Origin of the sequence: Kribbella sp. NBC_01505, assembly GCF_045040285.1 — a bacterium.
In the GTDB taxonomy this organism is placed as follows: domain Bacteria; phylum Actinomycetota; class Actinomycetes; order Propionibacteriales; family Kribbellaceae; genus Kribbella.
Genome location: NZ_CP109425.1, coordinates 8,971,939 through 8,995,322, shown reverse-complemented (window position 1 = coordinate 8,995,322; position 23,384 = coordinate 8,971,939). Strand labels below are relative to the sequence as shown.

The following is a 23,384-nucleotide window of genomic DNA, read 5'->3' as shown; positions in this document are numbered from 1 at the left end:
CCCGTGCCCGACCGACCCGAGATCGTCTGCATCTGCGGCTCTGCCCGCTTCGCAGACGAGATGGCTACGGCGAACCGCGACCTGACCTTCGCCGGTGCCATCGTCGTCGCGCCAAGCGTCTTCCAGCGCGGCGACTCGATCACCACCGAACAAAGGACCGCTCTAGGCGCCCTCCACCTGCGCAAGATCGACCTGGCCGATCGAGTCCTGATCGTCAACCCTGGCGGCTACATCGGCGAAGCCACCACCAGAGAGATCGCCTACGCCCAAGCCACCGGCAAGCCAATCTCCTTCACCCACCCCACCTGACCGACAAACCCTTCAAGCTGCACGGCCAACGAGCCCCGTTCAGCCGCCGTTCCGCACGCCTGTGTCCTACGCCGCAACCGAAGCCGGTCTGCCGCAGACAATGGGCAACGCGGGAACTGGCCTCGCCATCCGGCTCAGCCACGGCGGCGGTGGGCCATGCTGTCTTTCAGGTCGGCCGGTCGTGGTGGGGAACCACAGCGCACGTTCCCGGCCGAGTCCTTTCGGTCTGTACCCCGCCCGTCCGCCGAGGGCGGCCGACTGAAGCGCACGGCGAGCAGAGCGGATGGCTGAGGGGGATGGCGAGGCCGGCGATCGCGCTCCCGTTGCCTGGGGCTGGCGGGCTGGCGGGCTGGCGGGCTGGGGTTGAGGTGCGGGATCTTGCGCTATCCGGTGGATTTGGGGTGCTCGGCGACGAAAATCCACCGGGTAATACACCGAGCGGTCGCCGGTGTAGTGAACCGGGCTAGCGGGTGGCGGTCGGGCTGGCATTGCCGCGTGCTTGGCGTCGTACTGGGTGGGCTAGATGGGATGGGCGTGGGGCGCCGGGCTCGAAGCCAGGGATCGGGTTGCGCTAGGTGGGCGGAGGCGGCGGTGGATGTGTCTCGGAGGGAGATGGTGGAGCGGGGCCCGCGATGGCCGCGGTCGCGCGTTTGTTGATTGCTGGATCTCGTACGTCCGTGGTCACCTCCAGGCGGTCGAGGATGTCGGCGAGTCGCTCCGTGAGTTCGGGGCGTGGCATGCGGGTGCTGGTGCGGCTGCGTCGGCCCAGGACACGCCGTACCTCGACCAGCTCGAACACGCCCTCGAGTGGGATCGGCTCCACCGACAGTGAGTGCGAGCTGATGATCTCCATCGTCTACGAACGACTCGCGCCGCTGCTGGAACCTGGTCGCACGATCCGGCGCTGACCTGTAGGTACCGGGATCCGTGGCGCGACTCGACTCGACTACCCCTAGCGCTGCCAGCGACCGGACGCCTCGCGCAACGAATTCCGCGAGACCTCGAGTCGGTCACGCAAGCTCTGGCACCGGCGGGAGCCTCGCCGCCAGCCCGAACACTCACGACGCGATCATCTGCAGCAAGTTCCGCCGACGCGATATAGGTCGGATCGGGATGTGGCGCGTGACTGAGCGATCCACGTGGCGATGGCCGCGCAACGCCGGGCAGAGGCGGGCAGAGGCGCGCGAAGCCGGCGGAGGCGGGCAGAGCTGGGCAGCCCGGTGGACGGGCCTGTGGCGCGCTCGCCCGACGCCGTGGTTGTTGGTATTCCACGGGCGCCTACTGCGCTTCGGGCTGGCTGGCGTGGGTCGATGCCGCGGGGCCACCAGTAGTCGTCGGCCTACGGTCCGGCTGCTGGGTTGTCGTCGGTTGCCCAGGGGTCTGTGTAGCCGGGGCTATGCGAGAGGAGCCGTTCGCGGAAGGCTTCGCGGCGGGCGATGAGTGCGGGGTTGGGCTGGGTGCTGGTGGCGGGTAGCCGGGTTGGCTGTTCGTATGTCGGGCTAGTCCCGGCATCGCCCCAGCTGAAACGGCTCTCGCTGGCGTCGCCCGCGTCGACAAGAGCCCTGCTGGGCTCGCCGGCACCGCTGACATCGCCCGCGTCGACAAGAGCCCTGCTGGCGCGAGCCGTGCTGGTACCGCCCTCGTCGGCACGAGCCGTGCCGGCGCTGGCCGTGTTGGCACCGCCCACACTTGGATCAGCCCTGCCAGCATTCGGCCCATCAGCAGCAGCCTCGCTAGCAGTAGGCCTGCGGGCGCCGGCATTGGCGCAGTCCCCGCCGTCGCAGTCCCCGCTGGCGCTGGTCGTGGTGGTGTTGTGGGCAGGGGTGACCCACGCGGCCATGGCGGCAAGCGCGACAGGGTCGGGTGGTGGTGGGTCGGCCCAGGATGGGCGACCGACGTGGACGACACCGCCGGTGATGGTGATGGTCCATTGGTTCTTGTGGACCGCGCGGTGGTGGGCAGAACACACCAGGGCGAGGTTGTGCAGGCTGGTCGGTCCTCCATCGACCCAATGGATGACGTGATGGGCATGACACATCCACGGCGGTGCTTTACACACCACGCAGCCCTTGTCTCGCTTGTTCAGCGCCCGCCGGATGTAGCGGTTCACGAAGCGTTGCTCGGTACCGACATCCAGCGGCTGCGAATCCCCACCCAGCACGATCGGCAAGATCGCCGCATCACAGGCGAGCAGCCGGACGGCACCCGCGGACAGGTTCCCGCCGAACACCAGTTCACCCGATCCACCGGCCGCGCTGTTGAAGGCTTCTGGGACGTTCGCGAGGGCGTTTTTGAGGTCGTTGAAGTCGATGGTGACGGTGAGGTGTGGTACGCCGGGGTGGTCGGGGTTGCCTGCTGCAGCATCCGAGATCCCGATCAGCGCGTCGGCTTGGCGTTGTTCCAGGGTGCGGGGGTCGCGTTCGCCGTCGATGGTTTTGTGGGGTTTGGCGAGGGTGTGGATCTGGGTCTTGACTTGTTCCCCGGCGGCGCCGGGCAGGAACCCGGTGATCTTCACCCCGCCCTCAACATCCCGCAGCCGCAGTGAGCGTTGCTTGTGGGCTTCGTCTTCGGCGGGTTCTGGGCCGTCGGTGTCGAGGCGGGCGAGGACGTCGCGGCCGAACTTGATGAGTTCGCGGGTGTTGGTGTGCTCGGCGGCCCGGATCATTTGGCGTTCGGCGACGTCCAGAACCTCGACCGGCACCGTGGCGGGTGCTTTCTCCAGCGTGGACACGATGACCTTGGCCGAGTCCGGCGCCAGGACCGCCGACTTCGATGGGTCGGCGGGGTCTGGCAGTGCGTCGGCGACGGCTGAGTATTTGGGGAGGTTCTTGGCGAAGGTGAGGTCTTTGCGGACGTCGGCGGGGACGAGCCGGTAGCGCTGGGCGAGGAGTTCGGTGGTGTCGCGGGCGCCGAGTTCTTGGGCGGTGCCGATTTCGTCGAGGCGGCCCATGGTTTGCAGTTTCAGGGTTTCGACCAGGGCGGCGGTGGCCATCAGGGTGTCGAGAGTCGACAGCAGTTCGCTGCCGCTCTGCGTGTACACCGGTGGCATCGCCAAGATCTCCATACCCATAAGCATAGACATGGCCACCGACAGTTTTCGAGCTCAGAACCCCTTATATACAAAGGAAGTGTGGGCTGTTGGTGTGGGCTGGTTGCCTGCTCAACTTGCCCACACCTGGCCACAGCTAAATTCAGGCGGCGGTGACCGTGTTGACCGGAACTTCTTTGTCAGATGGCGCCGAAGAGTTTCCGGCCAGCCGCCACATCACGTACCCAAGTCACCGCCCGTCAGCCTCCAGCTCCAGGCGACGGGATCGCGGTCGCTGGGCTCGCCGTCCGGCTCAGCCATGCGCTCTGCTCGCTGTGCGTTTCAGTTGGCTGGCGTTGGTGGTCGGGCGGGGTGCAGACCGAAAGGTCTCGGCCGGTGTCGTGGGTTGGTGGTGGCTCGCCGCGTCCGGCCGATCTGAAAGACAGCATGGCTGGTCGTCGCGGTGGCTGGGGTGGATGGCGAGGCCGCGACCGAGGTTCCGGCCGCTTGCGGCTGACGGGTTTTGGTTGCGGTCCGGCAAGGCAGGCCGGTGACCAGCTTCTCGTCGCCTGGGCTGACGGGTTGGTTGCGGTCCGGCAAGGGTTGGCCGGTGACCGCGTTCTCCGCTGCCTGTGGCTGGTGGGCTGTCGTTGCGTTGCGTTGCGTTGCGTTGCGTTGCGTTGCGGTGCGGTGGAGGTCGGTGGTGGGTTTCTGTTGCCTGTGGTTGGCGGCGGCCGGTCGAGACGCTGTACCTGCGGCTGCGCAGTGTGGTCTTTGCTGTGCGGAGGAGTGCAAGGGGCTACTTCAATCGCATACCCGTGCTGTGTGGGGTGCCTGTGCGTTCGCTGGTGGATTTTCGTCACTGGGAGGCTGTTGCAGAATCGGCATGGGCGTTGGTGACTGGAATCCGGTGGCTGGGCGGGGTTGGTGCGGGTTCACGGATGATTGCTGCCGGTATTTGGCAGTAGGTCTCCGTGGATCTGTGGCTGGGCGGGGTTTGTGCGTGTTTGCGGGGAGCTGCTGCCGCTGAGAGGCAGTAGATCCCCGCAAAGAGAGCTGTGGCCCCGATTCGCGCCGCACCGGACAGGCCGGACAGGTGGTCGGTGGCTGGTCGCCGCGGCGGCCGATTTACTGAAGCGCTAGGCGGGCGTCGCCTGGGGCTGAGGGGGATGGCGAGGCCGGTGACCACGGTCGCGGTTGCTTGAGCTTCCGGGCTATGGCTGGGCTAGGCAGGGTTTGCGGTAGTCGGTAAGTTTCGGTCGCTATATAAGAAAAAGTACCGGCTAACGAACCAGCCCACCCGATCCGCCCACCAGCGACCCACCGCGGCGGATCACCTACCAGGCCTCCTCACCGCCAGCCCAGCCACAGCCCGCCAGCCACAAGCAACGGGAACCGCGGTCGCCGACCGCACCATCCCCCTCAGCCGAAGACCACCCCAGCCACACTGCTTCAGTAAATCCGGCCGCAGCGGCGACCAGCCACCGCGTACGCCGCCGGCCGAATCCGAGCGGACGGACGGGACGAGCACATCCGGGGAGGAGGGGTTCCTGTCCAGGCAAAGCCCTCAGCCCACCGCGACCGACCACCTGCCGCGATCTCGCTCCCCGAACCGGTTTGGGGAGCAACAGCCGTCAAAACGCAACAGGCACCGGGCACCCAAAATCCACCGGACAGCGCGGCCTCACGAACCCCAGCCCCAGCCCCAGCCCGGTAACCCCACCCGACGGTGGACGGTCACCGGCCTCGCCATCCCCTCAGCCATCCGCCCTGCTCGCCGTGCGCTTCAACCGGCCGCCCTTGGCGGTCGGACGGGGTGCAGACCGAAAAGGGCTCGGCCGGTGTCGTGGGTTTGTGGTTGGTCGCCGCGTCCGGCCGATCTGGAAGACAGCATGGCTGGGCACCGCAGTGGCTGAGGTGGGCGGCGAGGCCAGCGACCAGAGGCGAGCGTTGCCTGGGGCTGACGCGCTGTGGTGACGGTCCGGCGGAGAGGTCCGGTGACCGCGTTTCCGTTGCCTGGCGCTGCCCGGCTCGGCGATCGGGTCTTCGGTGGTGAGGTCGGGGTTGTGGCCGTTGGCAACATTTGGGTGAGGAGAGGTTGCCGACCTCGGGTTCGCGTGCGGCGGCCGATGCGGTGGTGGGTCAATCTGCGGGTCGGGGCGAATGCATTCGGCGGAGGCGGGTGGGGGAGCGGGCTGTCCAGGAGTCGGTGAGGAGTTCGGTGAGTTCGGGGGTGTCCAGTTGGTCCAGCCAGGCGAAGATGGCGGCGGGGAAGGCTTTGGCTAGCCAGTAGGTGGTGGGGGAGGCGGCGGCGAGGGATTCGCGGTCGGGGGTCCAGAACTGGAGGATCTCGCGGCCTTCGTTGTTCCAGCGCAGGCGGGCGAACTGGCGTCCGGCGACCTCGTATGTCGGTGATCCCTCGTGGGCTTGGCCGGGGGTGGTTTCGGGGAGGGCGGCGGCGATACGGGCGACGTCTGTCCAGTTCGCCATCGGGGTCAGGACCTTGCTAGGAACGGGGCCGGGTCGCCGTAGCCGAGGTCGGTCATGCCGGCTTTGCGGAAGGCGTCGACGACGAGGGTTCGGCGTACGGCGGCGAAGGTGAGGACGTGGGCGATCATGCTGCCGTAGCTGGATACTTTGGGCGGGGTGCAGGTGGAGTCGACGAAGGTTTCGTCGAAGGTGTTCTCGGTGCTGACTCGGCGGACCAGGGCGAGGAAGCGGGGGCCTGCTACCTCGTAGCGGTCGCGGAGTTGGCCGAGCGAGACTGCGCGGCCGCTCTCGGGGAACTCGAACGGTTCGGCGGCGACGGCGGCCAGCCACATCTCCAGCTGCCAGACCATCCGGTCGAGCATTCGCCTTGGTGTGACTGGCGGTTCGTCCAGGTCGGGGGCGGGGATGGGGCCGTCGAGGATGTCGGGGGAGATGTCGCGGGCGCGGTCGATCAGTTCGCCGAGCAGACTCACGTGGTGTTCGGCGAGGCCGGTGACGATGTCCATGCTGGTGACCTTTCGTCGGGCCGGCAGACGCAGGCCTGCCGGTGGATGGAAATGGACTCCGCTCGGTGCCTCGAGGAAGAACGGGTGTGTCGGCTGCCGGCGCCACTGTTTGGGCGTCGTCCCGTACGAGCGGGAGAACGCTCGCGTGAATGCCTCGTGCGAACCGAAGCCGGCGTCGATCGCGATGTCGAGGATGCCGCGGTCGGTGCCGGCCAGCTGGTACGCCGCTCGCTCCAGTAGCAATCGTCGTCGCAGGGCGATCGGGGTCTCGCCCGCCACCGCGGTCGCGATCCGGTCGCAGTGGAAGCGTGAGAGGTGCAGCCGGCGCGCCAGCTCGGCCCCGGAGGCGGATGCGTCGTCGAGGCTTGCGCCGACGACATCCACCAGAGTCACGAACAAGTCTGCCGAGTCCATGTCTAGATCCTGCCGATCCGCGGCCGAAGGAGTCTTGATCGCCTTTGCTCACTGTAATGATCCGTACGGCGATTGCCATGAGAGGTCTGGGGCACCGGGCAGGCAGGCGACCAACAGCCGCGCGCGGAAGGTGGTTGCTCAGGTCGCGTGCGTTGCGAATTCAGCGCACGCGACCGACCTCTGTACGGCGGTTCAGGCGCTGGTGGCCGAACGCAGTGCGAACAGCTTCGCTCGAAACTCCGTGTCGTATCTCCGACGCATCAGATCGAGTCTGAACAGGTACCAGCCCTCGTCACTCTCGAGTTGGGCGTTGACGCGGGTGCCCGGCCCGTCTTCGGCCAGGGTCAGCTGCAACGTCATCGGCAGGGTGTGGTCGTCGGCAAGAAAGCCCCAGAACCGGAGCGTCACCCTCGACCCGAACCGCACGCGGATGGTCGAGTCCGGCGACGGCTGGAGTCTGCCGCTCTGTGACTGGATATAGGCATTGAGAGCGGTCCGCGCCGCATCGATCCCGAGGGTGCTGATCCACTCATCGCCGAGGGTATAAGGGTGCATGCCAGTCTCGGTACCCACTCGGAACCCGGGTTGCTTCGGTGGGGGTGCGATCGGGTACTGAGCCGCTATGGATGCGACAGGACTTCTGCAGGCGACCGAGCGATTGTCGCGGTCGCTGACGCCCGGCGATCTGGACCACACGCTGAGCCGGATCACGGCGGCCGCGGTCGAGGTACTGCCGGAGGTCGAGTACGCGAGCATCACGGTGAAGCACAGCGACGGGAAGGTCGAGACGGTCGCCCCGACCAGCGACATCCTTTGGGGTGTGGACGCGGCGCAGTACGAGCTGCGGGAAGGTCCCTGTTACGACGCGGCGACGGAGGGCGAGCACATCCTGTCGCCGGATCTGGCCGCCGACCCGAGGTTTCCGCGGTACGCCGCTAGTGCGGTCGCGGCCGGGATTCGTGCTCAGGCCGGCCTGCGTCTCTTCGATGCACCGACGTCGCAGGGGGCATTGAACTTGTACTCGACCACCGTGGGCTCGTTCGAGGATCTGGGAGCGGTCGGTGCGCTGTTCACCCATCAGTCGGCGATGGCGATCGGGTATGCCCGGGAGATCCACAACCTGCAGGACGCGCTGCGCACCCGCCGGACCATCGGGCAGGCGATCGGCATCCTGATGGAGCGGTACACGCTGACCGATCAGCGGGCGTTCGCCTTTCTCGCCCGCCTGTCGCAGCAGCGCAACGTGAAGCTTCATCGCATCTCCGCGGAGCTTGTCGACGAGGCCGAGGTCCGCGGTGAACAGGGCGTCGGCGCCGGTTGAGCTACTTCGCCGGGGATCGGCCGTGGCCGGGGAGTTTGCGGGTGTCGATGAGTTCCTGGGCGACGTCGCGCAGTTTGCGGTTGTTGTCCTGGGAGTAGCGCCGCAACACCTCGAAGGCCCGGTCGCCGTCGAGGTCGTACCGCTCCATCAGGATGCCCATCGCCTGGCCGACCAGCTTCCGGGCGTCGACGGCTTGCAGCATCGTCTGCTGATGGCGCGCCGAGGCGATCGCGACCGCGGCATGCCGAGCCAGGATGTGGGCGACGGCCAGGTCGTCCGTGGTGAACGCGGCCGCGCCGTACACGTTGAGAACCGCGTGCGACCGGCCGGACACAGTGAGAGGGAGATGCAGAGCGCTCTGGATCCCCGCCACAGTGAGCCGGCCGATCAGTTCCGGCGACCATCTGGTCTCGTTCGGTACGTCGGGCATGTGGACGACCGTGCCATTGAGGATGGCGGTCAGCAGCGGCCCATCCCCGGTGTCGATCTGCTCCCGGTAGAGCTCGGCAAGCCCCGGGTCGGTCGAGGCCAGCACCTCCGGCCGCCGTCCCTGTGCGATCAGCACGACCGAAGCGAACTGGCACGACAGCGCTTGCAACGCGAACTGGACGACCGCCTCGACGGTTTCCTCGATCCCGTCGACGGTCTGCAGTTCGGAGGCCAGCCGGGCAAAGGCCTCAGCTGACGAGAAGTCCACGGACATGGCGAAGCTCCACACGCCTGGCGGCGGCAGCCACCCACCTTCCGGAGCAACCCGGCACTATCCTGCCCGATGCCCACCGACCAAGCCCACCCACCCCGCGCCCTCCGGCACAGCCCACCTTGATCAGTTGCTGATCTTGAACTTCTCCGACGTGACCTGCTCGGCCAGCTGGCCGGCGGTGAAGATCGGCTGCTTGAGCGCCGGTCGACTGGAGTCGTCGGTCTTCTTGGCCTGCGCGAGTGTGACGACAGTGCCGTCGTCGTACCGGTAGGCGGCCCAGCTGTCGTAGCTGTCCTGGCCCTTGGTCGTCACCACGCCGACCTTCTTGCCGGCGACGTCAACGACCGCGCACGTGCCCTTCCCGCCCCAGAACTGCTGGGCCAGCTCGCACACGTCTCCAGCGGGCTTGCCGTCGGGTGTGGTCGACAGCACCAGCAACTGACCGACCTGCTTGTCCTTCTGCACCGGGATGGTGGCCATGTAGTCCCAACGGGCCGGCTCGCCGTCACCGGACGCGTACTGCGTCTGCGGCCAGCGCATCGAGCGGCCGTCCTCGTACTTCAGGTCCGGTGTGGTGAAACCTGCCGGTACGGCGGAACTCAGGTCCCGCATCAGCGTCACCGACCGGTCCGCGCGCGGGCCCGTGGTCGCCGTACGGTCCGACTGGCCTTCCGGCCACGGGTCCTCGGACTTCCGCGTCGACGGCAGGATGGTCGAGGCCGGCTTGGGCGTATCCGCCGGCGCCGTTGAGCTGGGGAGGCCGCTCGGGCCGCCGGCCACCATCTGGTCCGACGCGTTGCTGGTGAGGTTGATGATCAGCGTGGGCCCGGCCAGGGCGCCAACCGCCAAGGTCACGCCGGCGACCGCGGCCCACGCCGTACGGCGGCGCTTGCGCACCAGGCGGGCCTGTTCGAGGGCGCTGGCGGGATCCATCGACGTGGGTGGGCTGCTGCGCACCATCGCGTCCTGCAGGGCCTCTTTGAGATCCTCTTCGTTCATCGGACTTTCTCCTGTTCCAGTAGGCCGCGGAGCGTCGCCAATCCGCGCGCGGCCTGGCTCTTGATGTTTCCGGTCGAGCAGTCGAGCAATGTGGCGGTCTGCTCGACTGACATGTCCTCCCAGTACCGAAGGACCAGTACGGCGCGTTGCCGTGGCGGCACCTGCACGAGTGCCTCCAGCAGCACGATCCGCTCGTCGGCGAGATCGGCCGACGGAACCGGTAGCTCGCCCGGCGGTGACCCGACCGATTCGTTCCGGAACCACCCCCGGCGCCGCTCGGACAGGAACGTCCGGACGAGGGTCTGCCTGGTGTAGCTGTCCATCGCCTCACGCCGCTCGATCCGGCGCCACGCCAGGTAGATCTTCGTGAACGTCTGCTGCACCAGGTCTTCCGCTCGATGCCAGTCGCCACACAGCAGGTATGCCGTGCCGCGCATGGCGCCGGACCGGGCCGCGAAGTACTCCTCGAACGCGGCGTCCCGATCACTCATCTGTTCCCCCATCCTCGATACCGGGTTAGACACGCCCGCGGGCCGGAAGTTGGTTGCATCCAGCGTGGAGAGAATCTTGGTTTCAGGTTACAAAAGTTGACATCTGTAACCCAGCTGCCTACCGTCAGGGGTATGGAGCAGGCTCGCAGACCACTGGACCCGGAAGCGATCCTCGCCGCGACCGAGCAGATCCTGCGTCGGCACGGGCCGGAGAAGACCAGCGTCGTCGACGTCGCGCGAGTGCTCGGGGTCAGCCATGCCGCTGTGTACAAGCACTTCGCGTCGAAGCAGGCGCTGCGGGAGGCGGTGGCCAAGCGCTGGCTCGGCCGCGACCGGGAGGCGCTGGCGGTAGTTGCCGACGACAACAAGCTGTCTCCGGCGGATCGGCTGCGCGGCTGGCTGCACGCCGTACTGACGGTGAAGCAGGCCAAGCTTCGCGAGGATCCGGAGCTGTTCGGTGCCTATGTACTGCTCGCCAGTACGCAGGCCGAGGTGGCCGTCGACCACGTCGCCGACCTGCTCGGCCAGCTGACCTCGATCGTCGCGGCCGGCGCCGCGGACGGCACGTTCGCGACATCCGACGCGGCGGCTACTGCCCGAACGATCTTCCACGCAACGTCCCGGTTCACCCACATCGCCTTCGCGGGGGAGTGGTTGAACGACGGCATCGAGAACGAACTTGATGCCGTCTGCACGCTGCTGCTCGACGGCCTGCGCAATCACTGAGACAAGGAACAGAATCATGGTCCAAGCAATCGGGGTGACCGAGCCTGGCGGCCCGGATGCACTCGTCGTACTCGATCTCCCTGCCGAACCACTCGGAGCGGGAGACGTCAGGATCCGGGTCACGCATGCCACGGTGAACCCGGTCGACGCGATGATGCGCTCGCGGCCGGCCGGGACGGACCCGGTGCGGGTCCCCGGGATGGAGGTCGCGGGCGTCGTGACCGAGATCGGCCCGGACGTCGATCGGCCGCTGGCGGTCGGCGACGCCGTGATGGCGATCGTCGTTCCCGCGGGCGAGCATGGCGGCTACCGGGCGGACCTCGTCGTACCGGCTCGGTCCGTGGCCAAGATCCCCGCCGGGTTGACCGCGGCCCAGGCCGCGACGCTTCCGATGAACGGCCTGACCGCCCAGCTCGCACTCGACACGCTGGCGCTGCCGGCCGGGTCGACGGTCGCGGTCACCGGTGCCGCGGGGACAGTGGGCGGGTACTTCGTCCAGCTGGCGAAGCACGCAGGTCTGGTCGTGATCGCCGATGCGTCCGAGCGGGACCAGGACTTCGTCCGTTCCTGCGGGGCCGACGAGATCGTGCCGCGTGGCGAGGGCTTCTCCACGGCCGTGCGGCAGCACCACCCAGATGGCGTCGACGGGCTGGTCGACACCGCCCGGCTGGAGGCCGCCGTACTCGATGCGGTCAAGGACGACGGCATCGCCGTCAGCCTCAGCGGCTACGAAGGCGACGGCTCCGACCGGATCCGGGTGGCCCCGATCTTCATCTACCAGTACGCCGAGAACGCGGTTCAGCTCGACCGGGTCGCAGCTCTCGCCGGGGCCGGCGTACTGACCTTCCGTAGTGCCGGAGAGCTGCCGGTCGCCAAGGCCGCCGATGCGCATCGTGGTCTCGAACGGCGCGGTGCCCGCGGGCGTTCCGTCCTCGCTTTCGACTGAGCTCTTGACTGGAAACCTTCTTTAGAGAAGATTGCTGCTTAATATTTGAACAGCTGCCCGGAGGCCTTCATGATCCGCCCCAGATCACGTGTCCTGCTCTGTCTCCTCGCCCTCCTGCTGGCGCCGTTCGCCGTCGCGCCGCCGGCGACGGCGGCCGGGTCGGTGACCGCGACGTACGCGTTGACCGGTGAGTGGGACGGCAACTTCCAAGCCGCCTACACGGTCACCAACGGGACCGCGGCCACCATCAGCACCTGGCGGGTCGAGTTCGATCTCGCGGCCGGAACCAACATCACCAGCTCCTGGGACTCGGTCGTGACCCGCACCGGGAATCACATCGTCGCGGGGAACGCGAGCTGGAACGCGCCGCTGGCGGCCGGTCAGTCCGCCACCTTCGGGTTCATCGCCAAGGGCCCCGCGCGGCCGGCGAACTGCCGGGTCAACGGCGGTCTCTGCGCCGGCAGTGCGGGCGACACCAGCGCGCCGACCGCGCCTGGCAACGTCCGGGTGACCGGTACGAGCACCAGCACGGTGTCGCTGGCCTGGAACGCCTCCACGGACAACATCGGCGTCACCGGGTACGACGTTTACTCCGGCAGCGCCGTACTGATCACGACCGACGGGACCACCGGCACGGTCGGCGGGCTCAACCCGGGAACGACGTACACGTTCGCGGTTCGGGCACGTGATGCCGCCGGGAACTCGTCGGCCGCTGGCAACACAGTCACCGCGACCACCGTCTCCGGCCCGGCCGGATCGCTCATGCCAGTTGCGCCGTACGTCGATATGGGTGCTTGGCCGACGCCGTCGCTGACCGCGATGGCCTCTGCCGGCAACCTGCGCTCGTTCACGCTCGGATTCATCACTGGTAGTGGTGGCTGCAAGGCGAGCTGGTTCGGCGCCTACGATCCCCGCACGGCCTGGGGCAAAGACCAGATCGATGCGATCCGCGCCCGCGGTGGCGACGTGAAGATCTCCTTCGGCGGCGCGGCCGGTAGCGAGCTGGCCCAGGTCTGCCCGACCGCACAGGCGACCGCGGCCGAGTACCAGGCGGTCGTCGACGCCTACCAGCTGCGCTACCTCGACCTCGACATCGAAGGTGGCGCGGCAGCAGACCCGGCCTCGATCGCCCGGCGTTCCCAAGCGCTCTCCATCCTGCAGAGCAACCGGCCCGGCCTGAAGATCTCGCTGACCCTGCCGGTGCTGCCCGAGGGCCTCGACGGGAACGGGTTCGCGGTCCTCAAGTCCGCCCGCGACAACGGCATCAACCTCGACGTCGTGAACATCATGGCGATGGACTACAACCGTGCCTCCGGCAACTATGGCGACTTCGCGGTCCAGGCCGCGCAGAGCACGTTCAACCAGATCAAGTCACTCTGGCCGGCCCTCACCGATGCGCAGGCCTGGCTCAAGGTCGGCGTCACGCCGATGCTCGGCCGCAACGACGACGGCGGCACGTTCAACCAGACCCACTCCACCCAGCTGGTGAACTTCGCCCGCACCAAACACCTCGGCATGCTGTCCTTCTGGGAGATGACCCGGGACCGCAACGCCTGCAACGGCTCGCTCGTCAACTGCACGAACGTCCCGCAGACGCCGTACCAGTTCAGTCAGATCTTCGCGGGCTACACCGGCTGATCCGCAGAAATCGGGTGGCCCGGTCTTGCCGGGCCATCTACCCTTGGAGCGAACCGAAGGCCGCCATGGCCTTTTGACCGACTGAAGGGAGCCCGGCCGTGCGATACCGCATCGCTGTGGGTGCTCCCCGGTCACGGTACGACGTGATCCTGGTGTCTCCGGAGCCCAGCTGCCGGCTGCGCGGTCGGCTGCTGTCCGCGACGAACTGATCCAGCCTTTCGGCGGGCCGGTTCGTCGGCGAATCGCGCTGTTCCGATCCGGATCATCCGAAAGGCCATCGGCCATGCGTACCAACCTTGATCTCCGACAACAGAACCACCCGCTGTCCGGCCTGCGCAACGTCGGCATCCTCGCCCATGTGGACGCCGGCAAGACCACCGTCACCGAGCGGATCCTGTATTTGACCGGCACCACACACAAGCGCGGCGAGGTCCACGACGGCACCACCGTCACCGACTTCGACCCGCAGGAACGCGATCGTGGCATCACGATCTTCGCCGCGGCCGTGAGCTGCGACTGGGACGGGCACTCGATCAACCTGATCGACACCCCGGGCCACGTCGACTTCTCCGACGAGGTGGAGCGTTCACTGCGGGTGCTCGACGGTGCGGTCGCGTTGTTCGACGCCGTGGCTGGCGTGGAACCGCAGAGCGAGTCGGTCTGGCGACAGGCCGATCGCCATGGGGTGCCGCGGATCGCGTTCGTCAACAAGATGGACCGGGCGGGCGCCGACCTCGACGCGGCGGTGGACTCGATCCGCGAGCGGTTGCACGTGACGCCGCTGGTGGTGCAGATGCCGATCGGAGCGGAGGCTGAGTTCAGCGGAGTGATCGACCTGATCACGATGCGGGCGTATGTCTGGAACGACGGCGACTTCGTGGAGTGCCAGGTTCCGGATGCCCTTGTGGAACAGGCGAAGCGAAGGCGTCGGCTGCTCGAGGAGGCCGTTGCTGAGCTGCACCCGGTCGCGCTGGACGAGTTCTATGCGCGGTCAACGGTGTCCGCGGAGACGCTGGCTGCCGCATTGCGCGACTTGACCCATTCAGGTACGGGCGTCGTGGTGCTGTGCGGTTCGGCGTACCGCAACCGCGGTATCGAGCCGCTGCTGGATGCCGTGGTCGCCTATCTGCCTTCGCCGGCAGAGGTGCCGGCGGTGACCGGTACGGCGAACGGTGCCCTGCAGGAGCGGGTTGCCGATCCGGCCGCGCCGTTCGCGGCGCTGGTGTTCAAGGTCAACTCGACCGCCACCGGGCGGCTGACGTACCTGCGGGTCTATTCGGGAACAATTCGGAAGGGAGAAACGGTCGTGGACGCAGGCGCGGGACGCACGGAACGGATCAGCCGGATCCTGCGCGTCCAGGCCGACCAGCACGCGGAGGTGCCGCAGGCAGTTGCCGGCGACATCGTCGCGGTCGTCGGGCCCAAGTCCGCCCGAAGCGGCGCCACCCTGTGTGCGCCGTCAGCACCGTTGGTTCTCGAGCCGCCGGTCGCGACCGACCCGGTCGTGTCCGTGGCGGTCGAGGCCCGCAAGAGTTCCGATACCGATCGGCTCGCGTCCGCACTGACGCGACTGGTCGAGGAGGACCCCTCGCTGACGGTCCGGACCGATTCCGAGACCGGCCAGACGTTGCTGTCGGGGATGGGTGAGCTGCATCTCGAGGTCGCGGTGGAGAAGGTACGCCGCGCCCACGGGCTGGAGGTCGGAGTCGGCCGCCCGCAGGTCACCTACCGCGAGACAGTCGTGCGTGGCGTGTCGGGGCAGGTGTATCGGCACGTCAAGCAGGACGGCGGCGCCGGTCAGTTCGCCCAGATCACGCTCGACGTCGAGCCGCTGGATGACGACAGTACGGAGGACTTCGTGTTCCGGTCGGTCGTCGTCGGTGGCCGGGTTCCGCAGGAGTATGTCCGCGCAGTCGAGGCAGGCTGCCGGGATGCTCTGCTCGAGGGACCCCTCGGCGGGCACCGGGTGACCGGTGTGCGGGTCACGCTGACCGATGGTGCAACCCATTCGAAGGACTCCTCGGAGTTGGCCTTCCGTACGGCGGGCCGGCTCGGTCTCCGGGCAGCGCTCCGCGCCAGTGCGATGGTGCTCCTGGAACCGGTCGCCGAGGTCACGGCGACGGTGCCTGAGGATGCGATGGGCGGCGTACTCGGTGACCTGGCAGCACGACGTGGCCAGATCTCGGGTTCGACGGCGCGGCCGGGCACGATGGTGATCGTTGCCACCGTCCCGCTGGCCGAGTTGTTCGGCTATGCAACGCAGTTGCGCAGTCGGACGCAGGGTCGTGGAACTTTCACGACCCGACCCACCGGCTACGTCCCGGCACCGGCCCGATAGCGCCGACCGACAGACCCCGCCCCGCCCGGCGGGGTCTGTTCAGGTTCCGGGGACGCGGGCTCGGGCCGCCTCGATGTCGGGGACGTGTTGTTCGGCCCAGATCCGTACGGCGCGGAGCGGCACGAGCAGGGAGCGGCCCAGAGGCGTCAGGGCGTACTCGACGCGCGGGGGGTTCTCGTCGTACTCGCGCCGGCTGATCAGGCCGTCGGCCTCCAGCGATCGCAGGGTCTCGGTCAGCACCTTCGGGGTGATGCCCTGGATGTGCGCCTTCAGTTCGGTGAAGCGGCGCGGCCCGTCGTCCAGGGCGTTGACGACGAACACGGTCCAGCGCGCGCCGATGCGGTGCAGCACGGTGCGGCTGGGGCAGGTCGCCGCCATCACGTTGTAGGCCTTGCCCATGGGTGCTCTCCGGTTCCGTTGAAGATACCGGTATCAAATCCATACCGTTACACCCGATCCTACGAGAGGGAGTGACACAGATGGAGCGGATCCTGGTCATCGGCGGTGCGCGGGCGCTCGGCGCGGCCGTAGCACGGCGGGCAGTGAAGGACGGGTACGACGTGGTCGTCGGTGCGCGTGATCTGGCGGCGGCCGACGTACTGGCAGCTGAGATCGGCGCCACCGCGCTGCGGATCGATCTGCAGGACGAGTCGACGATCGCGGCCGCGGCCGAGCGGCTGAAGGACGGAATCGATCACCTGGTGACGACCGGTTCGGCGCCACACGACGTACGCGCGACGGAACTGGATCGCGACGAACTGCTGGCCGCGTTCACTGCGAAGGTGATCGGCCCGCTGCTGGTCGCCAAGCACTTCGCTCCGGTACTACGGCCGACCGGATCGATGGTGATGTTCTCCGGAGTCGTCGGCTGGCGGCCCGGCCCGGGCTCGCTGGTCAAGGGGATCACGAACGGTGCGGTCGAGTTCGCCGCGCGCCACCTGGCGGCAGATCTCGCCCCGGTGCGAGTCAACGCCATCTCGCCTGGTGTCGTGGACTCCGGCGCCTGGGATCGCCTTGGCGACAACAAGACCGGGTTGCTGAGCAAGAGCGCGGCAGGCACCCTCGTCGGACGCCACGGCGAGACCGAGGACGTCGTCGACGCGGTGATGTGGCTCCTCCGGGCCGGCTTCGTCTCCGGCGAGACGATCCACGTCGAGGGCGGCGCCCGCCACAAATCCGGCTAGGGCAGTTGATGTCTAGGGCAGTTGATGGAGTACGGCGTTCGCCCAGTCCGCGTGGTCGGAGTTGTTGCCGTCGCCGGCGTCGGTGACGCGGAGCAGCAGCTTCTGGACGCCCAGTACGTCGAGGTCGAGCTGCTGTGGCGCGGAGTCGCCGCGGAGAACGGGGGAGCGGTAGACGACCTTGCCGTCCGCTTCCACCTCGAAGACGACGGACGAGTACGCCGACCCGCGCTGGAAGTCGTCAACGCCGACGAGCGCGGAGAATCGCACATCATCCGATCTGAGCTGGTAGACGATCTCCGACGCGGCATGTGTTCCGATGCCCGTGGCGTACTCGACGCCCGCCAGGGAGATCGGTCCTCCGGAGACCGAACGGTTCTTGGTCACCTCTCCCCAGCCGATGCTTGCCGACTCCCAGGCGCGATCGGCCAGGGCCGAGGCTTTGAGGTCGGCCGGCATGGGGGTCTCGCCGGTGGTTGCCGACGGCCCCTTTCCGCGCTCGTTGCCGGAGCTGACCCGGTACAGCCAGGTGCCGCCGGCCGCGTCGAGGTCGACCCAGCCATCGCCGGTCACGGACGGTGCGACGATTTCGAAATCGCCGGAGCCGGCCCGGGATCTCTCCACAGTGGTGGTGAGTGCATCGGGTGCGCTCTTCCAGGTCAAGGCGACTCGGTCGCCGGATCTGTAGGCATGCAGACTCGACGGCGCTGCGGGTGCGGCGGCGGGCATCGTTCGGAAGGAACGCGGTCCGGAGCGCAGTGGCAGTTGCTGTCCAGTGCGTGCGTTCACCGCCGTCACGGACCAGTAGTACTGGCGACCAGCCACCAGACCCTTGACTGCGGCCGCGGTACCTTTCACGGTCCAACGCCGTACGACGTCCTTGAGCAGCGAATCGCGAGCCACGGTAACGACGTACTCGGTCGCGTTGTTCGACTTGCTCCACTGCAGCACCGGATTGCGGGGCTCGATGCGATCGGCGCCATCCGCGGGGGCGAGGAGCTCGAAGTCGGCGGGGTGGGTCGTCATCGCGTCGCCCCAGCGCTTCTGGTCGTCCGGCCCTACCGCTTCAGCGGCGACCTTTCCGCCCGGCGGAACCGAGACGGTGACGGAGCTGACTGACTTCCCGCGCTGCAGGGTGTGGTCCGCGGTGACCTGCTTTCCGTTCACCTTGATCTTGGCGTAGCCGCCGTAGAAGCTGATGGTGGTCTTCAACGGCCGCGGCCCGGCGTTGTGCGTCACGGTCGTTCTGGTGGTGCCGTCGTGGCGTACGTCCAGGTCGTGCGCGCCGACCATGACGTGGTCCAGATCCAGCCAGCCGATCTCCTTCGGTAGCCGCGACAGCGTCGAGACCGCATGCGAGGGTGCGTCGGGAACGATGCCGGCCAGACCCTCGACCGTCTGTGACACCAGCGTGAAGGGCACCTCGGGGTAGTCGCCGTTGGTACCTTGCTGGACGACCTCATGGGGCTTGTCCAGCTGGTCGATGATGACGTTGTTCATCCACGACCACGCCTGCTCGGACCGGCCGTACGCGAAGAGCACGTCAGGCACGTACGTGCTCGACTCGATGTTCGACGGCGGCCGTTCGGAGTACTGCTGGTACAGGTAGTCGAGGAAGTCGTCGGTCTTGCGGCTGTTGGGATCGATGATGTCGTCGTAGGCCATGAACATCGAGTTCTCCTGGCCCCAGCCGGCGACCTGCGAGCCGTCGGGGTTGCGTCCGCGCGCGTACTCCCACGCCCCGGGCGCGACTCCCCATTCGGTGTTGAAGTACTCGAACAGCTCGCCGGCCCGCTTCTCGAACTGTTTGGCCACCGACTTGTCGCCGCGGGCCCGGGCAAGCTCGGCGTACCCGCGAAAGGCCTGGTACTGAGCGGCGATGCCGTCACCGGCTTCGACCATCTGGGCGTCGGAGCGCTCGTTGTAACTCGCGGCGCCGTACCAGATTCCCCGTCCGGTGCCCTCCGCGACTCCGTTCGGAAGTTGCTGGTCGTGCCGGGTGATGAACTCGGTGACGGCCTTGGTGTAGAAGCTCCAGAGCGTCGGGTCGTTCAGGTAGGAGGCGTCGCCGGTCCAGCGGTACTGCTCGGCGGCCTTGTCGACCAGTTCGAAGACCGCGGGCACCTCGCGAACGAAGTACGACTCGCTGGGATGGTCGACGAAGTACGGGCTGCCGTCGAAGTTGAGCGCCCACAACGGATACCAGTCACGGGCCTCCGTCGAGGTCTTCGCGTACGCCTCGAGCATGGACCTGTTCTCCTGGTCGAGGCCGAGCAGGTGCGCGCCGGAGGATTGGTGCGCGTAGTCGCGGATGTAGAAGGCGGTCCGGTGGGCATAGCCGGCCCAGTACGACGGGATGTAGTCGGCCTGCTTCGCATTCGGCGGAACGGGTCCCTCGACATCGATCGGCCCGTGCTTGCCGGTCTGGACGTGTTGCCGCGCCCGCCACTTCGCCCAGTTGAAGGTATCGACCAGCTTGGCACTGGAACTGGAGATGACGATGCTCTTCTGTTCGGAGGTCACTGGCACCGTCCAGGTCGTCTTCGTTCCGGCGCGATCCGTGAGCTCGTGCGGGCCGTCTGCTGGTACGGCGGCGATCGCGTGGGCGGGTGGGGTCAGGAGCGCGAAGGTCAGCAGGCTTGTCACGACGACCTGACGAGCCCGCAACCAGGCAGGGGATGTGGCGGGGTGCATTGGAACTCCTCTAGCTGCGCGGAGCCATCACGGTCGCGCGGCGGGTGAGGTGGGTCGGCACGAGCTCGACGCGTCCTTCGCCGCGGCTGCATTGGGCGAGCAATTCGAAGAGTGTCTGCATGGCGCGCAATGAGACCTGGTGTGGATCCAACGCCACGTTCGAGACCGGCGGGTCGGCATCCGCGGCAGCGTCATCCGTTGCGAGGGCGATCAACGAGAGCTGCGCCCCGGGCGCGAGGCCGGCCGCGATGAGCATCGGTACGAGCTGGTCGAGTGAATGGCTTCCGGCGAGAAACACCCCAAGACGCTCGTACGGCGAGTGCATCGCCTGGAGCTGCTCCACCGCCGAGCGTGCGCCGGCGCGCCCGAACTCGATCGGCGAAATCTCCGAGTACTTCAGACCGCGGTCCGTCGCCTGGGCCCGCGCCGTCGTGGTGAGCCGGTGAACGAAGTTCAGGCCCACCTCCGTCATCGCCGCGGGATAGCCGACGACGACAACCTGATCGTGCCCGGTGTCGGCGAACTCGTCGATCACGAGTCGGGCGGCGCCCTCGAAGTCGAGGTCGACACAGGTCAGTCCCGCAGGCTCGTCGGGAACCCCGATCATCACCACCGGTACGCCGAGCGCCGCGGCAACGTCGATGCGGTCGTCCTCGAACGCCTTGACGTCCATCAGGATGATCCCGTCACACAGCCGGCGACCGGCGATCCGGCTGAGCCCCTGCGGACCCTCGCGAGAGGTGATCAGGAGCAGGTCGTAGTCCTTCTCGCGAAGGTTCGTGGCGATGGTGTCGATGAACGGAAGCAGGCCGGCCTTGTCGGCGGCGGTGTCGAACGGCACCACCAGGCCGATCACCCGGGTCTCCTGGCCGGCCAAGGCCTGCGCTCCGTGATTGGGCTCGTAGGTGAGCTGTTCGATCACCTCCTGGACACGACGCCGGGTGTCGTCCGAGATCGGCCGGCGCCCGCTGAGCACGTACGAGACCGTGCTTTGCGAGACTCCCGCGATCCGGGCGACGTCCGCGGCGGTGTACGGCTTCATCGGAGATCCCTACGGTGAGTTATCGATGCGCATCGATGACAAACCGTAGGGCCCGCGATCCACCCTGGCAAGACCTGGACGGCTAACCGGCCGCGGATTTGAGCATGAACGGCGTGATGTCGTCACTGAGCAGTTCCTTGCCGTTCACCAGCACCGACGGGGCATTGACGAGCGAGTGCTGGTTGGACTCGTCGGTGAGGCCGGCCAGCCAACCGGCGTAGCTCTTGGACTTCAGCTCGCCGGCGAACAGGCCTTCCGGCATGCCGAGTTTGTCGCCGAGCTGAATGAGCTGTTCGTCGGTCCAGGCCTTGGCGAAGTCGCCGAAGTAGCTTCGCAGGAAGCTGCGGCCCTTGCCGGCAGCGGCAGCGGCGGCGAACAGGTCGGCCACCTCGGGGCGCGCCTCGTTCGGGTTCAGCGGCCAGTAGGTGACGGTCGCGGTACCGTCCTGGAGCAGAGCATCGAGCGTGCTGCCGTTCTTCTGCTCGAACCGTGCGGCGTTCGCGTCGTCGAACCAGAAGTAGATGTCGATCCGCGACTTCGCGTTCGCCTGGCCGTAGGTGATTCCCTTGCCCGTGGTCCCTGGCTTGGTGATCATCGTGGACTGGGGCGCGGCGTCGACGTGCACCGGCGAGTGATCGCGCCAGTAGTGGACGCCGAGCGATGACACGACTGCGAGCACCATCGTGATCGCCAGGACGGAGCCGACGGCTCGGGTGCTTTGTGCAACTGTGAACCACAGCAGGACCGCGCAGGCGATGCCGATCAGCGCGAGCGGGATCCCCTCGAGGCCGTAGCCGCTCCGGCCCGCACCCAGGACGGCGCCGACGACCGCGAGCCCGAGCACCAGACCTGGAGCGTTCGGGGCCTCGGCCGGCCTCGTTGCGGTGGGCATCGATCGGACGGCGACCGCGTAGGCGATGCAGGCGAGGAGGGTGGCGCCGAGAGCATCGCTGGCTCGGTGCCAGCCGAGATTCTGTACGGCGGCCGCGATGAAGGCGAGCCAGAGGACACCGACCGCGGTGACGTACCGACGTGCTCGCGGACCCGAGACGAGGATCGCGCCGGCGACCACACCGGCCGTGATGGCGACATGTCCGCTGGGAAAACTGGTCTCGGTCAGCCCCTCCGGCGTACCGCTGAAGTTCGGCCGGGGCAGGGCGTACCGATTCAGGATGAACGTGGCGGCCGCGGCCGCGACCGGCGTGAACACGCCGGCGGCCACCAGCCACCAGCGTCTGCCCCTGGCAGCGGCGAGCGCGATCAGCGCGACGCCCACGAAGAAGGTGAGCTCCTCACCCCGCAGGGGCGGCGGGCCGATCGAGTACTGGATCGCGCCGACCCACGTCTCGTTGCTGTCCCCCCGAAGCAGGGAGTCCTCGAAGGCCTGGCCGAACGGCGTACACACCGCGATCACGTACAGCGCGACGAAGGCCAACATGAGTGCTATCGGCAACTTGTACTTCCGCACCCCAGTTGACTCCACGAGGACGCAGCATAGCCGCCGGGAAGCTACTCCGGATTCAGTGCAGAGCGGCTATAAAGGATCTGTGAGGGTTGCGGTGGTTGGTGGGGGAATTGGTGGTCTGACGCTGGGGCTGGCGCTGCGGGAGCGCGGCATCGAGGCCGAGGTCTACGAGCAGGCGGCCGAGCTGCGTGCGATCGGGGCGGCGGTCGCGCTGTCGGCGAACGCGAACCGGCTGCTCGACCGCCTGGGACTCGGCGCTGGGTCACCGACGAGCCGGGACCGTCGTACTCGGGAACGACGGCCTGGACGGCGGGCGGCTGATCAACTTCCTGGCTGTCTTCGACGGCCCGGCTCGGTGGACTGCCCCCGGTCCGACGACCGAGTGCACAGTCGAAGAAGCACTGACCACGTTCGAGGGGGATCCACACCCACGACTGCTCACGTGCGTGACTCAGCGTGTCATCAGAATTTCATTGCGGTGGACCACCATCGGAAACTGCCCGCCCACCGCGCAGGGCGGTGAGCATCTCTCTCCGGAGGACCGCATCATGAGCACACGACGCATCGTGACCACGCTCGGCCTGGTGACCGCCGCGCTGATCACGCTGACCACCGCCCCCGTCGCGCTCGCCCAGCCAGGCCCGGCCGAGCAGTCCTGGATCAAGGCCGAGCCACTTGCGGACGGCTCGACCCAGCTGACGATACTCGGCAGCCCCGGGGCCGGCTCTGGCTTCGCCCCGGCTGCGGTCCCGACGACCTCACCGGCCGTCTCGCGGCAGTTCGTACCATCCGGACAGCAGGTGAACTGCCCGACCGGCTACGCCTGCGCTGTCGTCATCGCCATCGGCGGCGGCGGCTACTTCTTCAAGTTCTACAACTACGGCACCTACACGCTCAGCAACTGGACCGGCATCGGCGAGTATCGCAACTACCAGACCGGCGGCGCCGCGTTCCGTGCCTACGGTTCCGCGGGCCAGTCCCTCGGTTGCATGGCCGCCGGCACGGGATCCAACGAAATCAACTGGAACCCGATCTACACCCTCAAGCTGACCGCTGCTCCCTGCTGATCGGAAGGTCCGCTGCCGGGCGTGAG

The 23,384-nt window shown here is 67.7% G+C and carries 20 protein-coding genes; 9 read left to right on the top strand and 11 right to left on the bottom strand.

Translation table 11 applies throughout. From position 1 onward, the window contains the following. Positions 1-3 precede the first annotated feature (3 nt). A complete protein-coding gene (locus OG474_RS42040; RefSeq protein ID WP_405059263.1) occupies positions 4-309 on the top strand; it encodes a hypothetical protein in 306 nt (101 codons plus the stop codon). Between the two features lie 719 nt (positions 310-1,028). After that, positions 1,029-1,217 carry a hypothetical protein gene (locus OG474_RS42035; protein WP_405059262.1) on the top strand — a complete coding sequence of 63 codons (189 nt, stop codon included), beginning with the start codon at positions 1,029-1,031 and terminating at the stop codon, positions 1,215-1,217. A 431-nt stretch (positions 1,218-1,648) separates the two neighbouring features. On the opposite strand, the gene OG474_RS42030 is transcribed toward OG474_RS42035, so the two are convergent. From OG474_RS42030 to OG474_RS42015, 4 genes are all read right to left on the bottom strand, one after another. Further along, entirely contained in the window at positions 1,649-3,373 is a 1,725-nt protein-coding gene (locus OG474_RS42030) for a DUF222 domain-containing protein (RefSeq protein WP_405059261.1), read from the bottom strand. A gap of 2,106 nt (positions 3,374-5,479) precedes the next feature. Continuing rightward, the gene (locus OG474_RS42025) at positions 5,480-5,827 is read right to left on the bottom strand and encodes an MmcQ/YjbR family DNA-binding protein (RefSeq protein ID WP_405059260.1); all 348 of its coding nucleotides are present in this window, start codon (positions 5,825-5,827) and stop codon (positions 5,480-5,482) included. Between the two features lie 5 nt (positions 5,828-5,832). After that, positions 5,833-6,747, bottom strand: a complete 915-nt coding sequence (locus OG474_RS42020; RefSeq protein WP_405059259.1) for a helix-turn-helix domain-containing protein — start codon at positions 6,745-6,747, stop codon at positions 5,833-5,835. A gap of 192 nt (positions 6,748-6,939) precedes the next feature. After that, positions 6,940-7,302, bottom strand: a complete 363-nt coding sequence (locus tag OG474_RS42015; RefSeq protein WP_405059258.1) for a hypothetical protein — start codon at positions 7,300-7,302, stop codon at positions 6,940-6,942. A gap of 67 nt (positions 7,303-7,369) precedes the next feature. On the opposite strand from OG474_RS42015, the gene OG474_RS42010 reads away from it, so the two are divergent. Continuing rightward, a complete protein-coding gene (locus OG474_RS42010) occupies positions 7,370-8,068 on the top strand; it encodes a GAF and ANTAR domain-containing protein (protein WP_405059257.1) in 699 nt (232 codons plus the stop codon). Between the two features lies 1 nt (position 8,069). On the opposite strand, the gene OG474_RS42005 is transcribed toward OG474_RS42010, so the two are convergent. From OG474_RS42005 to OG474_RS41995, 3 genes are all read right to left on the bottom strand, one after another. Continuing rightward, positions 8,070-8,771, bottom strand: coding sequence for a GAF and ANTAR domain-containing protein (locus tag OG474_RS42005; RefSeq protein ID WP_405059256.1), 702 nt, complete (start codon positions 8,769-8,771; stop codon positions 8,070-8,072). 123 nt (positions 8,772-8,894) lie between these two features. Further along, entirely contained in the window at positions 8,895-9,770 is an 876-nt protein-coding gene (locus tag OG474_RS42000) for a hypothetical protein (RefSeq protein ID WP_405059255.1), read from the bottom strand. Next, positions 9,767-10,261 (bottom strand): SigE family RNA polymerase sigma factor, encoded by a 495-nt coding sequence (locus tag OG474_RS41995; RefSeq protein ID WP_405059254.1) that lies wholly within the window; start codon positions 10,259-10,261, stop codon positions 9,767-9,769. The genes OG474_RS42000 and OG474_RS41995 overlap by 4 nt, the downstream gene beginning before the upstream one ends. A 132-nt stretch (positions 10,262-10,393) precedes the next feature. Between OG474_RS41995 and OG474_RS41990 the strand changes: the two genes are divergently transcribed. The 4 genes from OG474_RS41990 to fusA all read left to right on the top strand — a co-directional run bounded on the left by OG474_RS41990 (position 10,394) and on the right by fusA (position 15,909). After that, entirely contained in the window at positions 10,394-10,987 is a 594-nt protein-coding gene (locus OG474_RS41990; RefSeq protein WP_405059253.1) for a TetR/AcrR family transcriptional regulator, read from the top strand. A gap of 16 nt (positions 10,988-11,003) precedes the next feature. Then, positions 11,004-11,933 (top strand): NADP-dependent oxidoreductase, encoded by a 930-nt coding sequence (locus tag OG474_RS41985; protein ID WP_405059252.1) that lies wholly within the window; start codon positions 11,004-11,006, stop codon positions 11,931-11,933. Between the two features lie 69 nt (positions 11,934-12,002). After that, positions 12,003-13,571, top strand: a complete 1,569-nt coding sequence (locus tag OG474_RS41980; RefSeq protein WP_405059251.1) for a cellulose binding domain-containing protein — start codon at positions 12,003-12,005, stop codon at positions 13,569-13,571. A gap of 283 nt (positions 13,572-13,854) precedes the next feature. Next, the gene (fusA, locus tag OG474_RS41975; protein ID WP_405059250.1) at positions 13,855-15,909 is read left to right on the top strand and encodes an elongation factor G; all 2,055 of its coding nucleotides are present in this window, start codon (positions 13,855-13,857) and stop codon (positions 15,907-15,909) included. Between the two features lie 39 nt (positions 15,910-15,948). Here the strand turns inward: fusA and OG474_RS41970 are convergent, their stop codons facing one another. Beyond that, positions 15,949-16,308 (bottom strand): winged helix-turn-helix transcriptional regulator, encoded by a 360-nt coding sequence (locus OG474_RS41970; protein WP_405059249.1) that lies wholly within the window; start codon positions 16,306-16,308, stop codon positions 15,949-15,951. 80 nt (positions 16,309-16,388) lie between these two features. Between OG474_RS41970 and OG474_RS41965 the strand changes: the two genes are divergently transcribed. Beyond that, on the top strand, positions 16,389-17,093 hold the full coding sequence (locus OG474_RS41965) for an SDR family NAD(P)-dependent oxidoreductase (RefSeq protein ID WP_405059248.1): 705 nt from the start codon (positions 16,389-16,391) through the stop codon (positions 17,091-17,093). A gap of 12 nt (positions 17,094-17,105) precedes the next feature. Here OG474_RS41965 and OG474_RS41960 read toward each other — a convergent pair whose 3' ends face one another. The 3 genes from OG474_RS41960 to OG474_RS41950 form a co-directional block, all read right to left on the bottom strand. Further along, positions 17,106-19,784: an NPCBM/NEW2 domain-containing protein gene (locus tag OG474_RS41960; protein ID WP_405059247.1), complete on the bottom strand. Its 2,679-nt coding sequence runs from the start codon at positions 19,782-19,784 to the stop codon at positions 17,106-17,108. A 10-nt stretch (positions 19,785-19,794) separates the two neighbouring features. Further along, positions 19,795-20,826, bottom strand: a complete 1,032-nt coding sequence (locus OG474_RS41955) for a LacI family DNA-binding transcriptional regulator (protein WP_405059246.1) — start codon at positions 20,824-20,826, stop codon at positions 19,795-19,797. Positions 20,827-20,908: 82 nt separating this feature from the next. Then, entirely contained in the window at positions 20,909-22,309 is a 1,401-nt protein-coding gene (locus OG474_RS41950) for a phosphatase PAP2 family protein (protein WP_405059245.1), read from the bottom strand. 530 nt (positions 22,310-22,839) lie between these two features. Between OG474_RS41950 and OG474_RS41945 the strand changes: the two genes are divergently transcribed. Beyond that, a complete protein-coding gene (locus tag OG474_RS41945) occupies positions 22,840-23,358 on the top strand; it encodes a hypothetical protein (RefSeq protein ID WP_405059244.1) in 519 nt (172 codons plus the stop codon). The last annotated feature ends 26 nt before the right edge of the window (positions 23,359-23,384 follow it).

Coding starts and splice junctions, on each gene's coding strand:
- OG474_RS41965 (WP_405059248.1), top strand. CDS start 16,389: ATGGAGCGGATCCTGGTCATCGGCGGTGCGCGGGCGCTCGGCGCGGCC.
- OG474_RS42000 (WP_405059255.1), bottom strand. CDS start 9,770: ATGAACGAAGAGGATCTCAAAGAGGCCCTGCAGGACGCGATGGTGCGC.
- fusA (WP_405059250.1), top strand. CDS start 13,855: ATGCGTACCAACCTTGATCTCCGACAACAGAACCACCCGCTGTCCGGC.
- OG474_RS41955 (WP_405059246.1), bottom strand. CDS start 20,826: ATGAAGCCGTACACCGCCGCGGACGTCGCCCGGATCGCGGGAGTCTCG.
- OG474_RS41990 (WP_405059253.1), top strand. CDS start 10,394: ATGGAGCAGGCTCGCAGACCACTGGACCCGGAAGCGATCCTCGCCGCG.
- OG474_RS42025 (WP_405059260.1), bottom strand. CDS start 5,827: ATGGCGAACTGGACAGACGTCGCCCGTATCGCCGCCGCCCTCCCCGAA.
- OG474_RS42030 (WP_405059261.1), bottom strand. CDS start 3,373: ATGGAGATCTTGGCGATGCCACCGGTGTACACGCAGAGCGGCAGCGAA.
- OG474_RS41960 (WP_405059247.1), bottom strand. CDS start 19,784: ATGCACCCCGCCACATCCCCTGCCTGGTTGCGGGCTCGTCAGGTCGTC.
- OG474_RS41970 (WP_405059249.1), bottom strand. CDS start 16,308: ATGGGCAAGGCCTACAACGTGATGGCGGCGACCTGCCCCAGCCGCACC.
- OG474_RS41980 (WP_405059251.1), top strand. CDS start 12,003: ATGATCCGCCCCAGATCACGTGTCCTGCTCTGTCTCCTCGCCCTCCTG.
- OG474_RS42020 (WP_405059259.1), bottom strand. CDS start 6,747: ATGGACTCGGCAGACTTGTTCGTGACTCTGGTGGATGTCGTCGGCGCA.
- OG474_RS41945 (WP_405059244.1), top strand. CDS start 22,840: ATGAGCACACGACGCATCGTGACCACGCTCGGCCTGGTGACCGCCGCG.
- OG474_RS42010 (WP_405059257.1), top strand. CDS start 7,370: ATGGATGCGACAGGACTTCTGCAGGCGACCGAGCGATTGTCGCGGTCG.
- OG474_RS42005 (WP_405059256.1), bottom strand. CDS start 8,771: ATGTCCGTGGACTTCTCGTCAGCTGAGGCCTTTGCCCGGCTGGCCTCC.
- OG474_RS42015 (WP_405059258.1), bottom strand. CDS start 7,302: ATGCACCCTTATACCCTCGGCGATGAGTGGATCAGCACCCTCGGGATC.
- OG474_RS41985 (WP_405059252.1), top strand. CDS start 11,004: ATGGTCCAAGCAATCGGGGTGACCGAGCCTGGCGGCCCGGATGCACTC.
- OG474_RS41995 (WP_405059254.1), bottom strand. CDS start 10,261: ATGAGTGATCGGGACGCCGCGTTCGAGGAGTACTTCGCGGCCCGGTCC.